Annotated in this window: 24 protein-coding genes; 9 read left to right on the top strand and 15 right to left on the bottom strand. The window is 68.1% G+C overall.

Features of this window, described 5'->3' with window-relative positions:
- Positions 1 to 279: 279 nt before the first annotated feature.
- Entirely contained in the window at positions 280 to 495 is a 216-nt protein-coding gene (locus NR798_RS47250) for a hypothetical protein (RefSeq protein WP_375769231.1), read from the top strand.
- Between the two features lie 93 nt (positions 496 to 588).
- On the opposite strand, the gene NR798_RS47255 is transcribed toward NR798_RS47250, so the two are convergent.
- Complete coding sequence (locus NR798_RS47255) at positions 589 to 849, bottom strand: hypothetical protein (RefSeq protein WP_375769232.1); 261 nt, start codon at positions 847 to 849, stop codon at positions 589 to 591.
- A gap of 133 nt (positions 850 to 982) precedes the next feature.
- Here NR798_RS47255 and NR798_RS47260 point away from each other — a divergent pair, with 133 nt between their 5' ends.
- From NR798_RS47260 to NR798_RS47270, 3 genes are all read left to right on the top strand, one after another.
- Complete coding sequence (locus NR798_RS47260) at positions 983 to 1645, top strand: hypothetical protein (RefSeq protein WP_375769233.1); 663 nt, start codon at positions 983 to 985, stop codon at positions 1643 to 1645.
- A 116-nt stretch (positions 1646 to 1761) separates the two neighbouring features.
- Positions 1762 to 2139, top strand: a complete 378-nt coding sequence (locus tag NR798_RS47265; protein ID WP_375769234.1) for a hypothetical protein — start codon at positions 1762 to 1764, stop codon at positions 2137 to 2139.
- Positions 2140 to 2336: 197 nt separating this feature from the next.
- On the top strand, positions 2337 to 3503 hold the full coding sequence (locus NR798_RS47270; RefSeq protein ID WP_375765512.1) for an ISAs1 family transposase: 1167 nt from the start codon (positions 2337 to 2339) through the stop codon (positions 3501 to 3503).
- Between the two features lie 57 nt (positions 3504 to 3560).
- Here the strand turns inward: NR798_RS47270 and NR798_RS47275 are convergent, their stop codons facing one another.
- From NR798_RS47275 to NR798_RS47325, 11 genes are read right to left on the bottom strand one after another with little or no spacing between them, the layout of a single operon-like run.
- A complete protein-coding gene (locus NR798_RS47275) occupies positions 3561 to 3953 on the bottom strand; it encodes a cytochrome C oxidase subunit IV family protein (RefSeq protein ID WP_375769235.1) in 393 nt (130 codons plus the stop codon).
- Positions 3954 to 3965: 12 nt separating this feature from the next.
- A complete protein-coding gene (locus tag NR798_RS47280; RefSeq protein WP_375769236.1) occupies positions 3966 to 4604 on the bottom strand; it encodes a cytochrome c oxidase subunit 3 family protein in 639 nt (212 codons plus the stop codon).
- The gene (locus NR798_RS47285; RefSeq protein ID WP_375769237.1) at positions 4594 to 6216 is read right to left on the bottom strand and encodes a cbb3-type cytochrome c oxidase subunit I; all 1623 of its coding nucleotides are present in this window, start codon (positions 6214 to 6216) and stop codon (positions 4594 to 4596) included. Before NR798_RS47285 ends, NR798_RS47280 begins: the two co-directional genes overlap by 11 nt.
- Entirely contained in the window at positions 6194 to 7315 is a 1122-nt protein-coding gene (gene coxB / locus NR798_RS47290) for a cytochrome c oxidase subunit II (protein ID WP_375773928.1), read from the bottom strand. The genes NR798_RS47285 and coxB overlap by 23 nt, the downstream gene beginning before the upstream one ends.
- Before the next feature lie 29 nt (positions 7316 to 7344).
- Positions 7345 to 7743, bottom strand: coding sequence for a hypothetical protein (locus tag NR798_RS47295; protein ID WP_375769238.1), 399 nt, complete (start codon positions 7741 to 7743; stop codon positions 7345 to 7347).
- Positions 7740 to 8921 (bottom strand): hypothetical protein, encoded by a 1182-nt coding sequence (locus tag NR798_RS47300; protein ID WP_375769239.1) that lies wholly within the window; start codon positions 8919 to 8921, stop codon positions 7740 to 7742. Before NR798_RS47300 ends, NR798_RS47295 begins: the two co-directional genes overlap by 4 nt.
- Positions 8918 to 9508 carry a c-type cytochrome gene (locus tag NR798_RS47305; protein ID WP_375769240.1) on the bottom strand — a complete coding sequence of 197 codons (591 nt, stop codon included), beginning with the start codon at positions 9506 to 9508 and terminating at the stop codon, positions 8918 to 8920. Before NR798_RS47305 ends, NR798_RS47300 begins: the two co-directional genes overlap by 4 nt.
- Complete coding sequence (locus NR798_RS47310) at positions 9505 to 10038, bottom strand: DUF3341 domain-containing protein (RefSeq protein ID WP_375769241.1); 534 nt, start codon at positions 10036 to 10038, stop codon at positions 9505 to 9507. The genes NR798_RS47305 and NR798_RS47310 overlap by 4 nt, the downstream gene beginning before the upstream one ends.
- 3 nt (positions 10039 to 10041) lie before the next feature.
- Positions 10042 to 11421: an NrfD/PsrC family molybdoenzyme membrane anchor subunit gene (nrfD, locus tag NR798_RS47315; RefSeq protein ID WP_375769242.1), complete on the bottom strand. Its 1380-nt coding sequence runs from the start codon at positions 11419 to 11421 to the stop codon at positions 10042 to 10044.
- Positions 11414 to 14428 carry a TAT-variant-translocated molybdopterin oxidoreductase gene (locus NR798_RS47320; RefSeq protein WP_375769243.1) on the bottom strand — a complete coding sequence of 1005 codons (3015 nt, stop codon included), beginning with the start codon at positions 14426 to 14428 and terminating at the stop codon, positions 11414 to 11416. Before NR798_RS47320 ends, nrfD begins: the two co-directional genes overlap by 8 nt.
- Positions 14416 to 15063, bottom strand: coding sequence for a cytochrome c3 family protein (locus NR798_RS47325; RefSeq protein WP_375769244.1), 648 nt, complete (start codon positions 15061 to 15063; stop codon positions 14416 to 14418). The genes NR798_RS47320 and NR798_RS47325 overlap by 13 nt, the downstream gene beginning before the upstream one ends.
- 369 nt (positions 15064 to 15432) lie before the next feature.
- Here NR798_RS47325 and NR798_RS47330 point away from each other — a divergent pair, with 369 nt between their 5' ends.
- Together NR798_RS47330 and NR798_RS47335 are read left to right on the top strand one after the other, a co-directional pair.
- Positions 15433 to 17028: a hypothetical protein gene (locus NR798_RS47330; RefSeq protein WP_375769245.1), complete on the top strand. Its 1596-nt coding sequence runs from the start codon at positions 15433 to 15435 to the stop codon at positions 17026 to 17028.
- An 88-nt stretch (positions 17029 to 17116) separates the two neighbouring features.
- Positions 17117 to 17647 carry a hypothetical protein gene (locus NR798_RS47335; protein ID WP_375769246.1) on the top strand — a complete coding sequence of 177 codons (531 nt, stop codon included), beginning with the start codon at positions 17117 to 17119 and terminating at the stop codon, positions 17645 to 17647.
- A 4-nt stretch (positions 17648 to 17651) separates the two neighbouring features.
- Here the strand turns inward: NR798_RS47335 and NR798_RS47340 are convergent, their stop codons facing one another.
- Positions 17652 to 18578: a UbiA family prenyltransferase gene (locus NR798_RS47340; RefSeq protein WP_375769247.1), complete on the bottom strand. Its 927-nt coding sequence runs from the start codon at positions 18576 to 18578 to the stop codon at positions 17652 to 17654.
- Positions 18579 to 19126: 548 nt separating this feature from the next.
- Between NR798_RS47340 and NR798_RS47345 the strand changes: the two genes are divergently transcribed.
- The 3 genes from NR798_RS47345 (at position 19127) to NR798_RS47355 (ending at position 20582) form a co-directional block, all read left to right on the top strand.
- Positions 19127 to 19537, top strand: coding sequence for a hypothetical protein (locus tag NR798_RS47345; protein WP_375769248.1), 411 nt, complete (start codon positions 19127 to 19129; stop codon positions 19535 to 19537).
- Positions 19538 to 19634: 97 nt separating this feature from the next.
- Entirely contained in the window at positions 19635 to 20015 is a 381-nt protein-coding gene (locus tag NR798_RS47350; RefSeq protein WP_375769249.1) for a sensory rhodopsin transducer, read from the top strand.
- 135 nt (positions 20016 to 20150) lie between these two features.
- Entirely contained in the window at positions 20151 to 20582 is a 432-nt protein-coding gene (locus NR798_RS47355; RefSeq protein WP_375769250.1) for a CBS domain-containing protein, read from the top strand.
- A gap of 62 nt (positions 20583 to 20644) precedes the next feature.
- Here the strand turns inward: NR798_RS47355 and NR798_RS47360 are convergent, their stop codons facing one another.
- Together NR798_RS47360 and NR798_RS47365 are read right to left on the bottom strand one after the other, a co-directional pair.
- On the bottom strand, positions 20645 to 21229 hold the full coding sequence (locus NR798_RS47360; RefSeq protein WP_375769251.1) for a hypothetical protein: 585 nt from the start codon (positions 21227 to 21229) through the stop codon (positions 20645 to 20647).
- Positions 21226 to 22644 (bottom strand): AAA family ATPase, encoded by a 1419-nt coding sequence (locus tag NR798_RS47365; RefSeq protein WP_375769252.1) that lies wholly within the window; start codon positions 22642 to 22644, stop codon positions 21226 to 21228. Before NR798_RS47365 ends, NR798_RS47360 begins: the two co-directional genes overlap by 4 nt.
- Positions 22645 to 22683 lie beyond the last annotated feature (39 nt).

The following is a 22683-nucleotide window of genomic DNA, read 5'->3' on the forward strand; positions in this document are numbered from 1 at the left end:
TCCCCACCGCGCCACCAAGGCCTTGAATCCACTCCCACTCCTCACTTCCGGCTCCGGCTCGGAGGGTGTGGCCTGGCTCTTGGTGAAGCACCCCCGCGAGGCACGCCCAAGGGACGGCGCTCGAACGAGTGCCCTCCGCCAGGCAGACCTCCAGTCAGACACGAACCCTTGATGTGAGGAGATGCCCAGGATGCTCGCGACCCTTGCTTCCGCCCTGCTGTCCACCACGCCCGCCGCGCAGCCGTTCCCCTACTGTGGCGCGGAAATCCAGCTCAAGTCGTGGAAGGGCGACTTCCTGCACCGTCCCGATGGCCAGCCGCCGTCACCTCGTGGAACAGGGGCGTCGGCAACACGTGGACCGTCGAGTGCACGGGCAGCAAGGTGCAGCTCAAGTCGTGGAAGGGGGACTCCCTGCACCGCCCCGACACCGCCCAGGGCGTCACCTCGTGGAACACCGGCACCGGCAACGAGTGGGCCCTGCAAGTGGTCCCCTGAGCGCGAGCCTGGAGCGGGGTGCTCCTGCGACTACAGCCCGCCGCGAGGCGAACGGCGGCGGGCTTTCACTGCGGGGCGCCTTGAGCAGGCGGCCTAGCACTCCGGGGTGAGCTGGTTGTACACCGACGTCGTGCCCCAGCTCATCCACATGCCGCACGAGCAACCCCGCTGCCCGATCAGGTCCGTGTAGCTCGCATCGCGGTAGTAGCTGCGCAGGGTGTCACCGGTGGTCGAGCAGTCGGGCAGCTGCGCCTCCTGCGTGGACAGCTCGGTCCCCTCTTCCTGCTCCATCGGGGCACCACAACCCACCATCAGCGCCGTCGCCAACAGACCACCCAGAACGCTCAGTCGCATGCGGCCTCCGTTACGGTTATTCCCCAAACCATAACAAAAACAGCTTTTGGTTGGAATAAGGGAAATTCAGTTTCAGTGCCGCCATCATAATGAAGGTTGAACTGACGGCCCGCGCCGTGCATCGGTCCCCGCCATGCACCGTTCCCTGTGGCTCCTCGTCCTCACCCTGCTCTGTGCCTGCCGTGCCACCGCGCCGCTTCCCGCCGCCAGCCCCGCGCAGACGCCCCTGCCCGACGTGTTCGGGCCCATCGGCTGGAGCACCACCGCGGACAGCCTGCGCGCGCGCTTTCCCGAAGCACAGGTGACGGAGACGGAGCCGCGGCCCACCGGCTGGACGGATGAGGCCGGGCGCGAGCTGCTGGCCGTGGAGGTCCTGGCCTCGGACGCGCGCCTGGAGCCCTTCGGCACCGTGGACATCCGCGTGATGCGCTTCGAGGGACATCCCCCGGCGGTGCTCGTCATCCAGCGCTCGGACAACCCGCAGGTGGAGTGCTACCTCCAGGAAGCACCGCAGGAGCAGATCGACGCGTGCTGGCTGCGATTGGGGCAGGAGCGAAGGGCCGTCTACGAGCCGCTCGCCGCGCGGCTCATCTCCCGCTTCGGCCCCGGCAAGCTCGGGCACCTCGAGTCCGAGGCCGAGCTCACGGATGAGGACCCCGTGGTCCTCGAGCAGTCCGAGCGCACCTGGGAGCTGCCCGGATTGGACCTGAGCCTGGCGCTCGGCATGGACCCGCGCTACCACGCTCCGATGATGGTCCGCCTCGTCGCCTCGCGGGACCGCCGCTACCCGTATTAGCCGAGGTGAGAACTCCGTTTCGAAAGCAACGGTCAAACCCCAGGAGCACTGGGGCGGATGGAGGCGTGTCCTCCGGGTGCTTACCCTGTGCCCTCTCTGTCCACGGGGGGACGACCATGCGACATGCCATGAAACTCGGGGCCTGGTACCCGTTGCTCGCCCTGTTCGGGGGCACCCGCTCTCGCTCCTATGTCGAGGTGGAGCCTGACTCCGTCACCTTCCGCTTCGGCTCCTTCGAGGCGCGTGTCCCTCGCGCGGATGTCAGCGGCACGGCACGTGTGCCCTGGCCCCTCTACCGCGGCATCGGCTGGCGGCTCGGCTCGGACGCCGTGGGGCTGATCGGCTCGCTCCAGAACGTCGTCGAGGTGCGCTTGCGACAGCCTCACAGGATGAGTGTCATTGTCCCCGTGATGGCTCGCCGTGTGTTCGTCTCGCTCGCGGATCCGGACGCCTTCCTCGCAGAACTCGGGGCCACGGTGGAGAGGCCTGCGTAGACCCTCACCCCAGCCCTCTCCCAGAGGGAGAGGGGGCTTGCCACGGACTCAACCTGGGACCCGGGCACCCTCACCCCGTCCCTCTCCCGAAGGGCAGGGGAAAAGCATCTAAAGGGCAAGGAAATCAGTGACTTGGCAGGTGGCCCACCTGCCAGGTCAGACTGGCTCCATAGGGTGGCTCCCATATGGGGGCGGCAATGGGGCAGGGCGAGGGAGAGGGCGGGCAGGTCGTTGAGCTGATTCTCAAGCACTTCGGCACGCTGAGGGACCCGCGTGTGGCGCGTACCAGACGGCATGCACTGCTCAACGTGCTGGTGATGGCGCTGTGTGGAGTGATAGCCGGGGCAGACGGGTGGAAGCAGCTGGCGCTGTTCGCCAGGACGAGGGCCAGATGGTTCGCCACCTTCTTGGAAATTCCACATGGAGTGCCCAGCGCGGACACATTTCGCCGGGTGTTTTGCGCACTCAGGCCCCAGGCCTTCGAGGCGTGCTTCCGCAGCTGGGTACAGGAGATGGCCCAGACACTGCGCGAGGAGGTAGTGGCGGTGGACGGCAAGAGCGTGCGAGGCGCCTTGGGCAAGGCGCTGGCGGGCTCACCGCTGCACCTGGTGCACGTGTGGGCCACGCAGCAGAGGTTGCTGCTGGCACAAGCGGCTGTGCAGGGGGCGCCCGGGGAGGTGAAGGCCATACCCGAGCTGCTGGCGCTGCTGGACTTGAAGGGGGCGGTGGTAACGGTGGACGCCAACGGGTGCACGGCCCAGGTAGCCCAGGCCGTGGTGCAGGCCCAGGCCGACTACGTGCTGTGTCTCAAGGGCAACCGCGGGCCGCTGTACGCGTATGTGCAGGACTTGTTCGCCCCAGTGCGTGAGGGCCAGGCGCGTGCCCGGGTGGACTCCCACTCTCGCAGCGAAGAAGAGGGGCATGGCCGGCACGAGGTGCGCAGTGCCTGGGCTGTTGCCCTCAAGCTCGAGGCTTGTCCCAAGTCGGCCTCCACATGGCCCAAGCTCAAGACGGCCGTCATGATGCGGCGTGAGCGCACCCAGGGCGGCAAGACGCAGGTGCAGTGGCACTACTACCTCACCAGCCTGCCACCCAAGGCGCGCAAGCTCGCCCGAATCATCCGCACCCACTGGGGCGTGGAGAATGGCCTGCACTGGAGCCTGGACGTGTGCCTGGGCGAGGACTCGCGCCGCATCCGCGACCACAACGGCGCTCAGAACTTCGCGCTGCTCAGCCGCATGGCCTTGACCGCTCTGAGGCGAGAGTCGACGGAAAAACCGGGCGTGCCCAGCCGACGCAAGCTGGCCGGCTGGGACAACGATTATCTGCTACGCGTCTTGATGGCCGTATTTACTGACCTTTAGATGCGTTCGCCCTGCCCAGAGGGAGAGGGGAGGTTGACGGGGTTGGGTTCTGGAACCTCAGTTGCCCATCCACCTCGGGTTCTCGGGTCCTGAACCTGGGGGGGTTGTTCTTGTCGACGCCGGGCGCTTCGGCTCCAGCTCCTCGTCGATTCCGTCCGGCCTCGCCATCCGGATGCGGGTCATTGCCTCCAACACGCTCACGCCCAGCAGCAACCCCAGGAACAGCACCGCCACCGGCAGCACCACCCTCCTCGCCCCCCGCTGCTCCACCAGGTGCATGAAGAACATCGCCACCAGCACCGTCTTCAACACCGCGATTCCCAGTGATGTCGGCAACGAGTACGGGCCCAGCTTCGCCTTCGTCCCCAATACCCACGTCGCCAGTGTCAGCACCACCAGCACCACCCAGACGCCCACGTACCCCCAGGTCGTCCTCTTCTTCTCCGCCATGGTGCTCCCCCTTCACTCCACCAGGTACAGCAGCGGGTAGATGAACAGCCAGAACACATCCACCAGGTGCCAGTACAGCCCGCCTACCTCCACCGGGATGTGGTACTCGGCCGTGTATTTCCCAGACACCGCTCCCCATACCAGCCACCCCAGCAGCCCCAACGCCACCAGCATGTGCACCGCGTGCAGCCCCGTGAGCAGGAAGTAGAGCGTGAAGAACAGGCTCCCTCCCTGCACCGGCAAGTCCTCCAGCCGGTAGAACTCCCCGGGCAGCGCTCCCTCCGTCCAGTGCTTCCAGTACTCCCACCCCTTGATGCCGAGGAACCCCACCCCCATCCCCATCGCCACCAGCAGCACCAGCGCCGTCAGGAATTGTCTCCCCTGCCGGATGTAGTGCACCGCCAACGCCACGAAGAGGCTGCTCGTCACCAGCAGCACCGTCTGCACCGTCGCCCACCCCGTCGCCAGGTGCTTGCTCGCCTCGACGAACACCTCCGGGTAGTAGTACCGGTACACCGCGTACCCCACGAACAGGTTCGTGAAGAGCAGCACCTCCGAGCCCAGGAAAATCCACATCCCCAGCTGCGCCGCCTTGCTCTGGTTCTCCCGGCTCCCGAAGTGCTCCTCCCACGGCGACGTTTCAGTAGACACGGGGCGCCTCGGGCACGGTGTAGTCGTGGACCTCGCGCTCGAAGCGCGGTGCTTCCGTGAAGTTGTGCGGCGCCGGCGGCGAGCCGCTGTGCCACTCGTATCCCCTCGAGCCCCACGGGTTCGGCTCGCTCTCCGGGCCGTACCTCAGCGACCACAGCAGGTACACGGCGATCAGCCCGAAGCCGAACGCCAGCAGCGACGCCCCCGCCGTGCTCAACACGTGCAGCCACTGCATCTCCGCCGGGTATTGGTAGTAGCGCCGCGGCATCCCCAGGTTCCCCAACAGGAACTGCGGCAGGAACGTCACGATGAAGCCGAAGATGATCGTCATCGCCGCCAGGAACGACCAGCGCTCCGGGTACAGCCTCCCGAACATCTTCGGCCACCAATAGTGCAGCGCCGCCAGGAACGCCATCAGCACCGCCCCCACCATGATGTAGTGGAAGTGCGCCACGATGAAGTACGTGTCGTGCCAGTGCACGTCCAGTGACGTCGTCGCCAACGCCACCCCCGTCATCCCCCCGAACATCAGCAGGAAGATGAACCCCAGCACGTAGAGCAGCGGCACCCTCAGCTCGATGCTCCCGCCGTACATCGTCGCCACCCAGTTGAAGATCTTGATGGCCGTGAAGATGGCCACCAGCATGCTCAGCACCCCGAAGATGCCCGAGCCGAACGTCGACTGCCCCGACACGAACATGTGGTGGCCCCACGACAAGAACCCCACGAACGCAATCCCAAACGTCGACGCGGCGATCATCTTGTAGCCGAAGATGTTCTTCCGGCTGAAGGCACACACCACCTCGGTAATCACCCCCATCGCCGGCAGCACCATGATGTAGACCGCCGGGTGCGAGTAGAACCAGAACATGTGCTGGAACAGCACCGGGTCCCCTCCCCTCGACGGGTCGAAGATGCCCACCCCGAACACCCGCTCGAAGAACACCAGCAGCAGCACCATCCCCAGCACCGGCGTCGCCACCACCTGGATGATCGACGTGCCGTAGATGGTCCAGACGAAGAGCGGGATGCGAGTCCAGTGCATCCCCGGCGCCCTCAGCGTGTGCACCGTGGTGATGAAGTTGAGCCCCGTGATGATGGTGGAGAAGCCGATGACGAACACCCCCAGCAGGATGGGCGTCACCGCCGTGGGCGACGTCGTGCTGTACGGCGTGTAGAACGTCCACCCCGTGTCCGCTCCGCTCCACAGCATCCCGAACAGCGTCAGCAGCGAGCCCGCCACGTAGATGTACAGCGAGGCCAGGTTCAGCCTCGGGAAGGCCACGTCCTTGGCCCCCAGCATGATGGGCAGCACGAAGTTGCCGAACGCCGAGGGAATCGCCGGAATCATGAACAGCCACACCATCGTCACCCCGTGCAGGGTGAACATCCGGTTGTAGGTCAGCGCGCTGATGATGGTCGGCCCCGGCGTCAGCAATTCAATCCGCAGCACCATCGCGAAGATGCCCCCGAGCAGCAGCGCGAAGATGACTCCCACCAGGAACATCACGCCAATGCGCTTGTGGTCGCGCGTCAGCAGCCACGAGCGCACCGTCGTCTCGTGGTTGAGATACGTCACGGCTGGCTGACTACTTCCCGCCGATGGGTTCATACACGGGCCCCTCCGACCGGATGGTCTCCAGCCGCGCACTGCGCAGCGTCTTGATGTACTCCACCAGCGCCGCCACCTCCGCCGCCTCCAGCACTCCCAGGAACGTCGGCATCACCGGCTCGAACCCCGCCACCACCCGCACCTGCGGCTTCATCATCGACTCCGTCAGGTACGCCTCGTCCGCCACCACCGTCTCGCCGCTCGTCAGCCGCTCGCGCCGCCCGTACAGGTCCAGCCACGTCGGCCCGATGTGCGCCGTCCCATCCACCGTGTGGCACTTCAGGCAGCCCCGCTCCGCCGCCACCCGCTCGCCCCGCTCCGCCAGCGTCCCCCGCTCCCCGTACATCACCTCGCCGTGCGGCGACTGTGCGTCGTAGCGCGCCGCCGCTCGCGCGGGCTTGTGCGGCTCCTCCCGCTCGGGGGCGCTCGGGCTGGCGTCCCGGCGCGCCACCAGGCCCCGCTTCTGCTCCTGCATCCACGCCTCGTAGTCCTCCTCCGAGAGCGCGAGGACCTCGGCCCACATCTCCGAGTGCTTCAGCCCGCAGTACTCCGCGCACATCACCCGGTAGCTCCCCGGCTTCGTCACCTGGAACCATGTCTGGGTATAGGCTCCCGGCAGCGCGTCCTGCTTGATGCGGAACGCCGGCACGTAGAAGGAATGGATGACGTCCCGGCTCGTCAGCAGCAGCCTCACCGGCTTGCCCACCGGCACCCGGAGGACTCCGATGGCGTTGGGGCCCTCGGGATAGGTGAACTTCCACATCCACTGCTTGCCCACCACGTACACGTCCATCGCGTCCGGCGGCGGCGTCTGCATCCGGATGAAGTCGTGGTAGCCGATGAAGAACCACACCAGGAACGTCGTGAGCGGCAGCCCCACGAAGAGCACCTCCCACCCCAGCGTCGTCTGCACGTTCCGCGTCACCTCCGTCTCCGAGCGCCTCCGGTACCGGATGAGGAAGTACGCCGTCACCCCGAAGATGAGCGTGGCCACGACCATCGCCGTCGTGATGATGACGTAGTGCAGGAAGTCCACGTCCTTGGCCACCGTGGACGCCTGCTCCGGCAGGAAGAGCATCCGCCGGAACAGCTCGTTCACCGTGCCTCCGAACGACTCGTCCGCTGGCGTCATGGCCCGCCTCCATCCCGCCGCGGTTGCCCGGCCACCACGCGCTCGATGGCCCGCTCGATGGGGATGTGCACCACCCCCGCGTCCCGGTCCACCCAGCCGTACCCGTGCAGCTTCCGCTGTTGCCCGGCCTTCTCGTCCTCCGCCCGCGTGTCCAGCTGGAAGAGCCCCGTGTTGACGATGTTGAGCTCCGCTCGTCCCAGCGCCTGGGGCTGCGAGGGCCCCGCGGGGCTCAGCGTCTTCAGGCGCTGCTGGAGCTGCGCCCACGCGGCCACCACGAAGAACGTGAAGATGATCAGCGCCCCGGCGAACACCCCGCTCACACGCCTCCCGCTCACCGGCCGCTCGTCGCGCTCGGGCGTCTTCCACTCCCCCTTGGATTCGTCCTCGCCGCTCATTCGCCGTACCCCAGGGACTCGTGCAGGTAGGGGTCTCCCACCGGCACCGTCGCGTGCCCCCTCAGCCTCCACAGCGTGAAGGCCACCGCCGCTCCTCCCACTCCCAGGAACGCCGACACGTCCGCCCAGTGCAGGCTCGGCCCCCCAGGGCTCACCACCGGAATCACCAGCCACCACGTGTCCACCGCGTGCGCCGCCAGCAGCCACCCCGCCGCCACCGTCAGCGTCCTCCGGTGCTGCTTGAAGGGCCTCGACAGCAACACCAGGAAGGGGAACACGAAGCGCGCGTTCACGATGAACAGCGCCACCGGCTCCCACGCGCCCCTGGCTCGCAGCACGTACCAGGGCACCTCGTGCGGCAGGTCGGCAATCCAGATGAGGAAGAACTGGCTGAAGGCCATGTAGGCCCAGAAGACGCTGAAGGCGAACAGAAACTTGCCCAGGCTCGCCCGGTGCGAGTCATTCACCAGCTCGCCATACAGGTTCGGCCCCCGCGCCAGCGTCGTCGCCAGCGTCAGCATCGCCAGCGCCCCCACGAACGCCCCCGAGAACCAATACAACCCGTACACCGTCGAGACGAACAGCGGCTCCAGCGACATCAGCCAGTCCAACGACGCGAACGACATCGCCAGCCCCACCACCGGCAGCGCCCCCGCCCCCAGCCACCACTGCCACCGCGTGAGCGTGAGGTCTCCCGTCTCGTCCTGCCTCCGCGACCAGCGCAGCAGCAGCTCCCCCACCGCGCTCCACACCGCGAAGTACAGCACCGAGCGCACCACCCAGAACGGCAGGTTCAGCCACGCCCGCTTGTGCTCCAGTTTCTTCAGGTCCTTCTCGGACAGCGGCGGCGGCTCGCCCAGCCATGGGTAGAGGTGGCTCGCCCCCAGGAGGATGGGCAGGAACAGCAGCGCGAAGAGGGGCAGCGTCGCCGCCATCGTCTCCAACATGCGCCGCAGCACCACCGGCCAGCGCGCCTTCGACGCGTGCCACGCCCCCAGCAGCACCAGCGACGCCACCGCGATCCCCGCCCAGTACGCGAAGGCGAACAGGTAGCTGAAGAGCGCTCGTCTCGTGTCCACCGCGAAGCCGAGCCCCGTGACGCCCAGCCCCACCGCGCCCACCGCCCCCGCGGCCAGCATGGGCGCTCGCCCTCCCGTGAAGCGCTCCATCACCTTCATGGAGTGCCCTCCTTCTCGAGTTGCGGCCTCGCCTCGGGCGGCACGTCCTCCAGCCTCGCCCGCTGGCTCGCCTGGAGCGCTCGCACGTACGCCACCACCGCCCACCGCTGCTCCGGCGTCAGCTTGTCCGCGTAGGACGGCATCAGCCCGTACCCCTGCGTCATGACGTCGTAGTAGTACCCGTCCGGGTACGCCGGCAGGTCCACCAGCGACGGCGGCTCGCGCAGCCCCATGTTCCTCGCCACCTGCGCCACCCCGTCCCCCAGCACCCCGTGGCACGTCGCGCAGTAGATGTCGAAGGAGCGCTGCCCGCTCTCCACCCGCTCCGTCGTCAGGGTGAGAGGGATTGTCTCCACGTACCCGCCATCCGGCGTGTCACGCCCCGTGAGGAAGAAGCGGTCCTTGCCTCGCCTGTCCCTCGGCACCGTGCCCGCGGGGGGCTGGCGCATCGCCCGCTCGTCCGCGAAGAAGGTGTTCTCCCGGTAGGGCAGCGCCTTGGGCTGCTGCTTCATCCCTCCCCACCCCTGGAAGTCCACCGGGCAGCCCGCCAGCATCCACGCCAGCGGCACGAGGAGCAGGCGCCTCATTCCTTCTCCTCCACCACCGCCGTGTTCCTCGCCGCCAGCTCGCGCAGGTGCCGCAGCACCGGCTCCGCCTCCTCCCGCTTCTTCGTCGTCACGCTCACCCAGAAGCCTCCCGTCGACGCCGTGCGGAAGGACTCCAGCTCGAAGAGCGGATGGTGCGGCCTCGGGAAGCGGAACAGCCACATCAGCCCGAAGAAGAGCGTCAGCGAGGCGCACAGCACCATCGTCTCGAACGTGATGGGCACGAAGGCCGCTCCCGCGTGCAGCGGGCGGTTGCCGACGTTGAGCGGGTAGTCCACCGCGTTCGTCCACCACTGCAGCGCGTACGCGCCCCCCGCCGCCGTCAGCCCCGCCACGAAGGCCCACCCGCGCAGCGGCGAGGGCTTCAGCTCCAGCACCTCCTCGATTCCCTCCACCGGGTATGGCGAGAAGGCATCCAGCGTCTCCTTCGCGTACCCCAGCTCGCCCAGCCGCCGCAGGGCCTTCTTCACCTCGTCCCCCGAGCCGAACTCTCCCACCACCCAGTAGCGCATGGCTCAGGCCTCCTTCTCGCGCAGCGGGGGGGCCTCTTCCTTGCTCAGCTCCTGGTGCAGTTCCTTCACCTCGCTGATGGGCACGGGCGGGATGAACTTGAGGAAGAGCAGGAAGAGGAAGCCGAAGAAGCACATCGAGCCGAACAGCAGCCCGAAGTCCACCCAGGTGGGCGAGTAGTGCTCCCAGCTGCGCGGCAGGAAGTCATGCGCCAGCGACGGCACGATGATGGTGAAGCGCTCCACCCACATGCCCATGTCCACCGCCAGCGCGGCGAACCACACCACCACCACGTTGGTCCTCAGCTTCGAGAACCAGAAGAGGTGCGGCACCAGCACGTTGGTGGTCATCTGCAGCCAGAAGAGCCAGCCCCACGTGCCCGTGCGCTTGAAGGCATACGTGGCCATCTCGTACTCGTCGCCGCTGTACCAGGCGAAGAATTGCTCCTGCAGGTAGCCGTACGAGACCATCAGCCCCGTGGCCAGCAGCAGCTTCGCCAGGATGTCCACGTGCTTGTCCGTAATCACGTGGTGCAGGCCCAGCGGCCGGCGCACCGGCAACAGCAGCGTCAGCACCAGCGCGAGCCCCGAGAAGATGGCCCCCGCCACGAAGTAGGGCGGGAAGATGGTCGAGTGCCACCCCGGCAGTTGGGCAATCGCGAAGTCGAAGCTGACGATGGTGTGCACGCTGAGCACCAGCGGCGTGGCCAGCCCCGCCATCAGCAGGTACGCCGTGCGCCAGTGGTGCCAGTGTCTCGCCGAGCCCGTCCACCCCAGCGAGAACAGCCCGTACCAGAACTGTCTCCGCGGCGTCGCCGCCCGGTCTCGGGCCGCCGCCAGGTCCGGCAGCAGCCCCAGGTACCAGAACATCAGCGACACCAGCAAGTACGTGGTGATGGCCACCATGTCCCACGGCAGCGCGCTCCTGAACTGCGGCCAGACCTTCATGGTGCTCGGGTAGGGCACCAGCCAGTAGAAGAGCCACGGCCTCCCCAGGTGCAGCAGGGGGAAGAGCCCCGCCTGCATCACCGCGAAGAGCGTCATCGCCTCGGCGAAGCGGTTCACCGAGGCCCTCCACTTCTGCTGGAAGAGCACCAGGATGGCGGAGATGAGTGTCCCCGCATGGCCAAAGCCAATCCACCACACGAAGTCGATGATGCCGAACGCCCACGCCACCGGGATGTTGTTGCCCCACGCGCCAATGCCTCGCACCAGCGTCACCGCGATGGATAGCCCGAAGAGTCCCGTCCCTCCCAGCGTCAGGAAGAACAGCGCCCACCACACCCGGCCCGCCTTCCGCTCGGTGGGCTTCAGCAGCGAGCCCGTCAGGCTCTCCGCGCTCTGCGCTCCCTCGATGAGCGGGATGGGCTCCAGCGGATCAGCCATGCTCGAGCTCCGGGTTCGGGTTCTTGATGCGCGCCAGGTACGCCGTGCGCGGCTTCGTTCCCAGCTCGTGCAACACCGCGTAGTGTCTCGGGTCCTCGTGGCGCTTCGCGACCTCTGAGTCCTTCGCGTGCAGCGAGCCGAAGACGATCGCTTCCGTCGGGCACACCTGCGCGCACGCCGACTGGAGGGACTGGGTGTCGATGAGCCTCCGCTCCTTGCGCGCCTCGATGCGGGCCCGTTCAATCCGTTGCACGCAGTACGTGCACTTCTCCATCACTCCGCGCATCCGCACCGTGACGTCCGGGTTGAAGCCCAGCTTCTCCAGCTCCGTCACCTTCGGCCGGTAGTCGAGGTAGTTGAACCGGCGCACCTTGTACGGGCAGTTGTTGCTGCAATACCGCGTGCCCACGCACCGGTTGTAGACCATCTCGTTGAGGCCCTCGTCCGAGTGGACGGTGGCGTTCACCGGGCACACGTACTCGCACGGCGCCGCCTCGCAGTGCTGGCACATCATCGGCTGTGGGATTGCCTTCGGCTCCTCCGACGAGCCCTCGAAGTACCGGTCCACTCGCAGCCAGTACATCTCCCGGCCCCGCTCCATCTGCTCCCGCCCCACCACCGGAATGTTGTTCTCCGCCTGGCACGCCACCGTGCACGCCCCGCACCCGATGCACCGGTTCAGATCCACCGCCATCGCCCACTGGTAGGGCTCGCCGTACTTGAAGGGCTCGTAGAGTTTCTCCTCCGGGCCCTTCAGGTGCTCGAGGTACTCGGGCTTCTTCTTCTCGAACGTCTCCAGCGTGTCCTGGAGCGCGATTTCGCGGCCCTCCATCGACCAGTGGTCCTGCGAGGTCGCGTAGCGTCCGCGTCCCTCGGACTTCTCGGCCTGGAGGCCCTCGGCGAACCACGGCGCGTCCCCGTGCCGCAGCAGGTATGCGTTGACTCCGTGCACCTCGGGCTCGTCCGCGCTGCCGCTCCACTCGCGCCCCCAGCCGAGCTCCAGCGATACCGTGTCGTCCGCGTGCCCGGGTAGCACGTACACCGGTGCCTCCACCCAGCGCCCCCGGAACGTCAGCTTGACCTTGTCCCGTGGTTTCAGGGACAGGCGCTCGGCCGTGCGCGGGCTGAGCAGCGCCGCGTTGCTCCACGAGAGCATCGTCAGCGGATCCGGCAGCTCTTGCAGCCACGCGTTGTGGAAGTACCGCCCGTCCCGCATCTTGTAGCCAGGCAGCAGGTTCAGCTCGAGGCCCTGCCAGGGTTTACGCGCGAAGGAACGGATGCTCTCTTCCACTGCTCCCGTGTCCAGCGTGGCCGGAGTGCCTTGTGTCTGGGTGCCGGGGATGGTGCCCACCGCCAGCCACTGGTCCCACGTGTCGTCGAAGGTTGGGCCTGACTTCCCCGTGCTTCGCTGCCAGTGCGCCTTCACCAGTTGGTGCGACGTCTGCTCCGCCACTCCCGCGAACGGGGAGAGGACGTCCAGCTCCGTCAGCCCCTGGAAGAGTGGCTCGATGAGCGGCTGGAGGATGCTCGCCGTCCAATCCACCGCTCGCGTGTCTCCCCAGGACTCCAGCACGTGCGCCGCCGGGAGCACCCACGCGCTGTGCTTCGAGGTCTCGTCCTCTCGCAACGCCAGGTACACCGCGTTGGGCACCGCGCTCAGCGCCGCCCCCAGCGTCACTCCCACCGGCGCCGTGTAGACCGGGTTGAAGGCCGTCACCACCAGCGTGTCCACCCGGCCCGCGCTCGCCGCCTCGGACAGCTCGCGCAACACCTCCGGCCCGCTTCGCACCGCCTCCACTCCGGGCTCGTACAGCGTGATGAGTCTTCCCTGGCTCCCGAGCGCGGTGTTGAGCAGGTGCGCCAGCGCGTGCATTCTCGGTGGTTGTCTTTCGCCCGCCACGACGACGGCGCGCTCCCCGGTCCTCGCCAGGTCCCCCGCCACCGCTCGCACCTCGCGCGCCTTCTCCGGCCAGCCCAGCTCCAGCTCCCGGTAGCGCTCGAGCCCCGGCAGTTGCTGTGCTCGCGCCAGCTCGCCCAGCACCGCCAGGGCGAAGCGCTCCACCTCCGAGGGCTTCATCCGGAAGCGGTGGTCCGCGTTCATCCCCGTCACGCTGTAGTGGGCCTCCGCCACGTACAGCCGGCTCATCTCCCCTCGCTCCGGCCTCCGCGAGCGGGAGAACTCGCGCGCCTCGCGCAGTGCGTTCGGGCCCTGGGTGAGGAAGTCCGCGTCCAACGACAGCACCACCCGCGCCTCGTCGTAGCGCACCCGCGTCTCCAACGGCCGGCCGAACGCGAGTCTCGCTCCCTCGTACGCGTTCTCCCGGGAGAGGGCGTGGTACGTCTCCACGCGCGCCTTGGGGAAACGCTGGCGGATGCGCTCCACCAGCTCGCGCCTCGTGGGCGATGCCGAGGGCTCCAGCAGCAGCCACAGGCCCTCGCCTCCGCTCGCCTCCAGTTGGCTCGCGTGCCTCGTCTGCTCCTGGAGGTATTCCTTGAAGGAGCGCGGCGTGCCTCGCTGCTTCACGCCTCGCACCCGCGTGGTGTCGTAGAGGTCCACCAGCAACGCTTGTGCGAGGTGGTTCGTGGCTCCGAGGCTCGCCGGGTGGTCCGGGTTGCCCTCCACCTTCGTCGGCCGGCCCTCCCAGCTCGTCACCACCAGCCCCGCTCCGTAGCCCTCCGGCTCCCACGCCGTCGCGTATGCGTTCGGAATGCCCGGCTTCACGTCCGCCGGCTGGTGCGTGTACGGCATCACCTTCTCCGCCGGCTTCTTGCACGCCGCCAGCCCCGCCAGCGCCGCCGTCGTTCCCGCCAGCTGCAGGAAGCGACGCCGGTCCAGGCCTCGCGGGGGCTCGGTAGCACCGGGGGGGAATTCATGCGCCGCCGCCCTCGCCAGCTCCGGTGCGTTCTGGAGCTCCTCCAGGCTGCGCCAGGCTCGTGGACGCGCATCTCCCGCCCCGGGCGGGTCCTGGAGCACGGGCAACGGATAGCGGTCGGTCAGCGGTGGCATGTCGTGCAGTTCGTCCGGGGTTGGATGTCGTAGCGCCGCGCCAGCTCCTCGGGCCGAGGGTCCCCGGGCCCCGGCTCCCAGCGCATCGAAGTGATGGCTTCCTGGGGACGCAGGTTCGGCACCGGGTCGCGGTGGCAGTCCAGGCACCACCCCATCGACAAGGGCTGCGCCTGCTGCACCGAGGGCATCAGGTCCACCCTCCCGTGGCATGTCACGCACCCCACCCCCTTGTTCACGTGGATGGAGTGGTTGAAGTAGACGAAGTCCGGCAGGTCGTGCACCCGGCTCCAGGGAATCGGCCGGTCCGCGAAGTAGGACTGGCGCACCGGCTCGAGCAGCGGGCTCTGGTTCCAGATCTGCCCGTGGCAGCCCATGCACGTGGCCTGCGAGGGGTAGCCCGCGCTCGAGGAGATTTCGACCGTGCTGTGGCAGTAGCGGCAGTCGATGGCCTCGTCCCCCGCGTGGTGCCGGTGGTCGAACTGCACCGGCTGCGGGATGGGCTGCCGCATGTTCTGCGCGAGCGGGCTGCGCGCGTACGCCCAGAGCCCCACCGCCCCGAGCACCGGCGTCGCCAACAGCCCCGCCGCGGCGACTCGGGCCAGGGTGTTCGCGCGAGGTGTGAAGATCCAGGCCATAGAGCACCCTGGAGGACCGCGCTCGGATGCCCGGCTCCCAGGGATTTCGACCCTAGAGAGCACCCGAGGGGGCAACAATCACCGCGCTTCGCGGGCTTCCAGTTGTGAACCGTGAGCGCACGGGAACTGTCTGGAATCGCGCGCGGGGGTTCGAGGGGGGAACCTGGGATGCTCGATACCCTCACCCGTCCCTCTCCCGAGGGGAGAGGGGAAATACCGCGCCTCTTCCCCCGGCCAGCCAATGGTGCCGTGCCTGCCCGCCCTTCTCCCTCCTCCCTCTACTGTCGTCTGGCCCTGACTCCTGACGCTCACTCGTGGCGCACGGGCACTCCCGTCACCAGCTTGGCCGCCCAGGAGGAAGCCAGAGCCATGTCTCTCCGGGGTTTGTCTGTCCTTGTGCTGCTGTGCCTCGCCGGTTGCACCTCCACTCCCGTGCAGGAGCCTCCGGTTCAGTCCCCACCGGCCGCGACGCCTCCGGCCGAGGCTCCTCCCACCGGCACGCCTCCCACCGGCAACCCGCCTCCCTCTACCCCGCCCGTCGTCACCTGCACTCCGCGCACCTGCGCACTGCTCGGGGCCCAGTGTGGCGTGGCCGACGATGGCTGCGGCGGCTCCCTCCTGTGTGGCGGCTGTGCGCCGGGCCAGCTCTGCGCACAGGGGCGCTGCGAGGCCTGCACTCCTCGCACCTGCGAGGACGCCCTCGCCCACTGTGGCGAGCTGTCCGACGGCTGCGGTGGCACGCTCCGCTGTGACGCCTGTCCCTCCGGCCAGACCTGCGGCGAGGACCGCCTGGCCACCGTCTGCGTGGCTCCCGGCAGCGCTCCTGCCACCGCGTGGGTGAAGACGTTCCCGCACCGGGTGACGGCCCTCGCCACGGACTCGCGCGCCCACATCGCCCTCATCTCCCAGCCGCCCGACGGCGCCGCTCCCTCCATGCTCGACTCGCATGGGCAACTGCTCTGGGCCCGCCCCGGCGTCTCGCCGCACGTCTCGCTCCGGGGCCTGTCCGTGGCTCCCTCCGGCGAGCTCCTCGCCTGGGGCTGGAACCACGGGGAGTCCGGCCCCGGCGGTGCCATCGCCTACGGGTTCGATGCCCTCGGCAACCAGCCCACCGTCATCGGCCTGTGTGGAGACGAGTGCGGCATCGGCCCCTTCTTCAAGGACTCCGCCGGCCACCTCCTCTCGTACAGCCTCAGCTCCGCGGGCATCGGCGTCCACCACGGCCAGGGAGCAACGCGCTGGTCCCTCGTGCACTCCTATTCCCCGGGCCCCCTCCCACCGGACTACCCGCAGACCCCCTTCGAGTACTCGCCTCCCGTCTTCGACTCCCAGGGGAACGTGCTCGTCGCGGGCGAGCTCGAGGGCAAGGCCACCTTCCAGGGCCGCTCCTTCGGCGCGGACTCGCAGGCCACCGTGGTGGTGATGAAGCTCTCGCCCCAGGGCCAGCTCCTCTGGGCCCGGGAGCTTCCCTCCGACCGGGTGGGCACGTACCGCTACCTCCTCCAGGCCACGGCCTCGGGCATGGTGGTGGGCGTGGGCTCCTTCACGGGCACGCTGACGTGGCCGGGGGGGATGCTGCGCGCCGCCGGACCGACCCTGATCGCGCTGGATGCGCAGGGGCACCTCGCCTGGGCTCAGCCGCTCCCCCTGGGCGCCAGTGCCTTCTCCATCTCCCCTTCGGGGAGAATCGCCGTCGCCAGCACGTTCTCCGAGCCCTACACCTACGCCCGGGGCGCCTTCCACGTCCGCGAGTATGAACCCCAGGGCCACCTCCGCTGGAGCCGCACCTGGTCCCCGCTCGACGCGTCCGGCTCCCTCTCCCTGGCGGGCATGGCCTGGTCCGGTGAGGCGCTGGTGCTCGCGGGCTCCTTCCACGGCGCGGCCGACTTCGGCACCGGTGTCCAGCAGGGCCCCACCGAGCCGTACACGGCCGAGGGCTTCGTCCTCGAGCTCCAGCAACCCTGAGCCCGTTCATCCCCGGGGACCCTCCGGGCGCGTTCTTTCAAAAGGTGTCCAACAGTCGGACAGGTTCGTGACTCCAGGAGGTGTGACCGTGCGGATGATGATCTGTCTCGCCGTGCTCGCCACGGGCGGCTGTGCGCCCCAGCGCGTGGAGGCCCGTCCCCAGGCGCCCTCGCTCACCCGGTGCTCCAACCCCGCCAGCCGCTACTCGATTGCCTATCCCTCCGCGTGGCGGACGAACACCGGCAACGCCGTGGAGCCCTGCCGCTTCTTCCACCCCACCGCCTTCGAGGTGCAGCCCCAGAGCGAGGAGCCGCTCGTCGCCATCTCCGTCAAGCGCGAGCCCATGACGCTCGAGTCCTTCGTGCAGGGCAACACCAGCTCCAGCTCCGACGTCCTCCAGCAGGAGCAGCTCACCCTCGCCGGCCGCCCCGCCGTCCGTCTGGAATTGCGCGCCACCCAGGAGTCTCCCCTCCTCCCCCCGGGCACCCGCGAGTACCTCTACGCCATCGGTGATGGGGACTCCGTCGTCCGCGTCAGCACCCTCGCCGTTCGCGGGCTCGACTACCCCGCCAACCAGGCCGTCCTCGATGAGATGGTGCGCACGCTCGAGCTGCGCTGAGCCCTCACAGCACCACGATCGTGCTCAGCAGCGCCAGGCAGTACCAGTAGGTGAACAGCAGGTACGTCCGGTGGTCCGCCTTCGGCGTCCTCCACCCCAGCACCCGCACCGCAATCACCCCGCTCACCACCGCCAGCCCCACGTCACACGCCACCACCGCCGCCGTCAGCCCCAGCGGCTTCATCAACACCTCGTGGATGACCAGCGGCAGCAGCCCGAAGAGCGTCCCCAGCACGTACCGCGTCCGCTTCTCCCCGAACACCAACGGGAACGTCTTGCGCCCGCTCGCCCTGTCTCCCTCCACGTCCCGCAGGTCCTGCAGCGACACCAGCAGGAACACCACGCTCGCCAGCAAGCCAATCCACCGCCACGTCACCGCCGTCAGCGGCCCCACCAGCTCCCACGCCGCCCCCAGCTGCGTCACCACCCCCAAGGCAATCAGCAGGTTCTTCGCCCACCACCGCTTCGCTCCCCCCGCCTCGTTGTGCACCACGATGATCAGCTGCCACAGCAGCGCCCACTTCCCGACGCCGAACCCGAACCCCACCCCCGTCAGCAGCGTCATGCACGCCACCCACCGCCAGCGCGTCCCTCGCACCGACACCTCGCCGCGCACCAGCGGCCGGTGCGGCTTGTTCACCCGGTCCTCCTCCACCCCCACCAGCTGGTTGGAGAGCCCAAAGGCATACGCGAACAGCCAGAAGTACAGCACGCCCCTCGCCAGCGCCCCCCACACCTCGCCCGCGCCCAGCCCGTGATGGCCCCCCGCCGCCACGATGAACAGCAGCGGCGGCACCACCGCCGACGACACGTCTCCTCCCACGAAGCGCCAGCTCACCCAGAGCTCCCGCTGGATGAACCGCAGCCACGCCACCGGATCCGCCGGGTGCGTCCCCTCCAACGTGGTCCGCATCGTCATTCTGGGCTGCATGGTCGCCGTTTCCGCCCGCCCCCGCCGCGCGAGCTTTTCCCAATCCTATCTCAATCACGACAGGCCTGGAGTTCATGGCCACACGGCCGCTCGCGTATCCAGCGACGCTGGCACTTTGCAGACAGCCTGGTGCCGCACGCGCAGTCCGCTTCCACCTCGCTGCAAGTGCACACCCTGGCTGCCGCTCCCGAGCCCTCCCGGGGCCTCGCACCCGACAACGGGCCCTGCTCGCGGACTCCCTGCGCGAAGGTCGGATAGCGCGCCCGGACGTCAGGGCCATCCCGCCGCGGGCCAGTTCCGGCAGGTCCCCCCCTTCGCTCCTCCCGCTCAGGGCCTCGCGCCCGGCAGCGGTCCGACGCCTCCTGAAGGGGTGCTCCCGTGCGGTTTTCTGAACCGTTTTTTCCCGCGTCGGATCGCGGGGTTGCACCGCGGTCGGGGGGGTCCGGCGGCGAGCGGACACTTCAACCCCCCTGAATCCCCTCATCCGGCAACGTCAGACACCTCCCGTATTGTGTTTCTCATCAAGCTGGTGGATCACGAGGTGCGGCATGAGCTGGATCATCTACCTGATGGGCGCGGCGGGCTTCGACTCGGTGAGGGATTTCCCCGAAGGCTGGTCGCCTCCGCCGCTCGGGCCTCGCGAGGCCGTCATCCGCCGGCTGCGCGAAGTGCTCCCCACCCTCTTCTTCCCCACCCCCGCCGAGGGCTCCTTCCACGGAGAGGGCTTCTCCATCACCTTCGAGCTCGGCCCCTGGGAGCCCACCCCGCGCGTGAAGCTCATCGTCCACGGCACCGGGGATGAGGTGCTCGACTTGATTGGCAAGGTGGCCGAGGCGCTGGACGCGCGCGCGCTCGACACCGGGCTGGGAGACTTCATGCGCTTCCACAAGGACCCGGACTCCGGCCGCCATGTCTGGCGGGATGCGCCCCAGCCCGGACAGTGGATGGCGCCGGCTTGAGGGAGAGGGAGTAACCAGCCGGGCCCTTCTCCCTTGCTTGCGCTCCTCGCCTCCCCTTCCCACCTCACGGAGGGTAGTGCCGCGCGAGGAGGCCACCATGGGCAGGCCAATCGGACACACGCAGTGGGCCATCGCCGAGGGCTACATCCCCAGCCAGAGCACCGGGCCCCAGCCCGCCATGACGAGCCACGAGACGGCCTGTCTGCTCAACACCGGCGATCAGGATGCCCACGTCGAGGTCACCCTCTACTTCGCCGACCGCGAGCCCGTGGGCCCCTACCGCGTCACCGTCCCCGCCCGCCGCACCCTCCACCTGCGCTTCAATGACTTGCAGCACCCCGCCCCCGTCCCCCGCGACACCGACTACTCGAGCGTCTTCACCTCGGACGTCCCCATCGTCGTGCAACACACCCGGCTGGACTCCCGCCAGGCCGAGAACGCCCTCCTCTCCACCCTGGCCTTCCCCGTTCCCCCTTGAGAGCCCCCGTCCGCTCGCGCGCCCTCCGGGTGGACGGCCCCGGCCCGCGTTGCCCCTCGCCGGGATGCTCCCCACGGTTCTCCAGAGGAGTCGGTTCCCGGCACCCCCACCAGGGGCACCCACCAAGGAGCGGCCATGGCCCAGATGATTCGTGAAGTGATGTCCAGCGACGTGGAGGTCATCAACCCCAATGACACCCTGCGCGACGCCGCCGAGAAGATGCGCAGCCTCAACGTGGGCCCCCTCCCCGTCTGCGACGGCGAGCGCATCCTCGGAATGATTACCGACCGTGACATCGTCGTGCGCGCCATCGCCCTGGGGAAGGATCCCAACACCACCCAGGTGGCTGACGCGATGAGCTCCGGCATCGAGTACTGCTTCGATGACGACAACGTGGACGACGTGCTGCGCCGGATGAAGGTGAAGCAGATCCGCCGGATGATCGTCGTGGACCGCAGCAAGAAGCTGGTGGGCATCGTCGCGCTGGGCGACCTGTCCGGCGAGGTCAGCGAGCACAAGGTGGGCGAGACCCTCGAGGGCATCTCCGAGCCCAGCCCCAACATCTGACGCCCCCCGGGCCCGGGCCGGCGTCCTCGTGGCGTCAGGCCCCTGGCCGTGCGCTCACCACGTCAGGAAAAGAAGCTCTCCAGGCGGAGTTCCACGCCTCCCGGCGAGTGGTAGATGCGCATCCTCGACAACTTGTCGAAACGGTTGGGCAATTCCACCTTGCCCGGACGCATGCCGCCCTTGGCGAGCATGCTCGCCGGAAACTCCGGACTGGCGATGAGCCCGCAGCACCAGAGCTTCGGCGCCTCTGGCTCGCCCAGCGTGTGCGCGGCCACCCGCACCAGGTACTCGGCGAGCAACTTGCCCAGTTGGACCTGAGCCAAGGCCGACTCGGCTCCCACCGCACTGGACTTGAGCTCGCACACCAGCACCTGCAAGGCCACGTCCTCGGGCCGCTGCGCGGGGGTCCGCGGCTCGCTGAACACGAGGTAGTCCGGCAGCCGGCGCACGCTGCGCTCCTTGGCCAGCGCCGCCAGCACGGGCAGGTGGTCATCCGATTGGAGACGCAGGGCCCAGTGCTGGGAGGAACCCCGCACCTGGAGGGGCGGGCAACGGCTCGCCTCCGCTTCCTCCTCCAGCGTCATGGGAGCGCGGACGATGCGCCCCGGCTCGAGGATGTCCCGCACCGCGTCGAGCAGGCCCGTCATCCGCCCGTGCCACCAAACAGGGTGAAGTAGATGTCCTGCGACACGGCATTGAGTGCGTTGATCTCCCGCTCGATGGTCGCCACTTCGATTCCCGTCGGGGTGACAGTGATGGGGTTCGCCTTCTCGGAGTCGAAGAGGTAGGCGCCCACCTGCTCGGGCGAGAGCGTCTCCCCCTCGTCATAGCCAAGCCGCTGCCGCACGCTCCCATCCTTGTCGGCGCTCAGCATGATGAGGTTGTTGAGCTCGCGGATGATGTAGTCGCTGTGGGTGCTGATCAGCACCTTGATGCCGGAGCGCACGAGCCGAGCGAGCACCCGGGCCACCTTGCGCTGATTGTCGGGGTGGAGGTTCAACTCGGGCTCGTCGATGATGAGGAACTGGCCTCTCTTCGCGATGTGGCGAAGGAAGAAGGAGAGTCCCGCAAGGGATTTCACCGATGAGGACGACAGATGCAAGCTCAGGTGCGCATCCGAGTCGTTCGGCTGGAACGACATCTCGCCCTGTTCATCGATGCGAATGGCCCCCCCGAGAAGCCCTCGTTCCAACTGCTCGGCGAGTGGGGCGAAGGAGGAATTTACCGCCTTGAACCTCGCGAGATCATTGGCGATGAGCAGGCCATCCTGGATGGCGAGCGGATAGCGCTGGGCGCGCTGCTCCAGCGCATTCTCAATCGCTTGTCCGGCATCTACTCGGGGACCACTCTTGAGCTTCAACAAGTCATCCACGAGCTCCGTACGCTTGAGCGATAACTCCCGGCTGAAGAGTTGGATGGCCGCCCGCTCCGCCGTCAGCACATGCGTGTGCGGCGGAATCCGCAGCAGATGCGTATCGAGCACACTTCCGAGGCGCGCAGAGGCAAAGACACGCATCGAAAGTAATCCACGGGATGGTGAGGGAGCCCCCCCTCCGCCCGCTGCGGAAGCCCTGGGCAGGCGGTCAAAGTTCCAGATGGGACTTCCGGCGGACTTCAGCTCGGTCATCCCCATCTCCTTGAGCACGTGCTTCTCTTCCAGCGCGAGCAAGTCATGCTTGGCCCGGGCCAACTGCTCCGCGCCCAGTTCCAGCTTCACCTCGGTCCGGGCAACGAACTCCTCACTGGAGGCCAGGATTTCCGCAAGGTCCGTGAGAAAGGCCCTGGCCTTCTCCTCCAGGAGCCTTGGCAGGAACCGCTCCACGAATTCGATGACGTCGAATCCGAAGCGTTGCTCGGTCTCTGGGTTCCCTGGGGCCAGTTCGTCGAGAACGATTCTCGCCGCGACGGTGGTATCCGAGAAGCTCTCCTTCCCAAACCCGTAGAGGGCATGGGCGACGTATGTCTTGGACGTGTTGTTGGGCCCCGTCAGGAGGATGAGGTCCTTGTCCAGGTCGATCGTCGCCTCGCGCAGCCGTCCGAGGTTCCGCAGGGTGAGCTTCATGGCGGGGCACAGTAGTGGCGTGGGGGTAGCCTGTCGAGG

This window comes from Archangium gephyra, from assembly GCF_042230915.1.
Classification (GTDB): domain Bacteria; phylum Myxococcota; class Myxococcia; order Myxococcales; family Myxococcaceae; genus Archangium; species Archangium gephyra_B.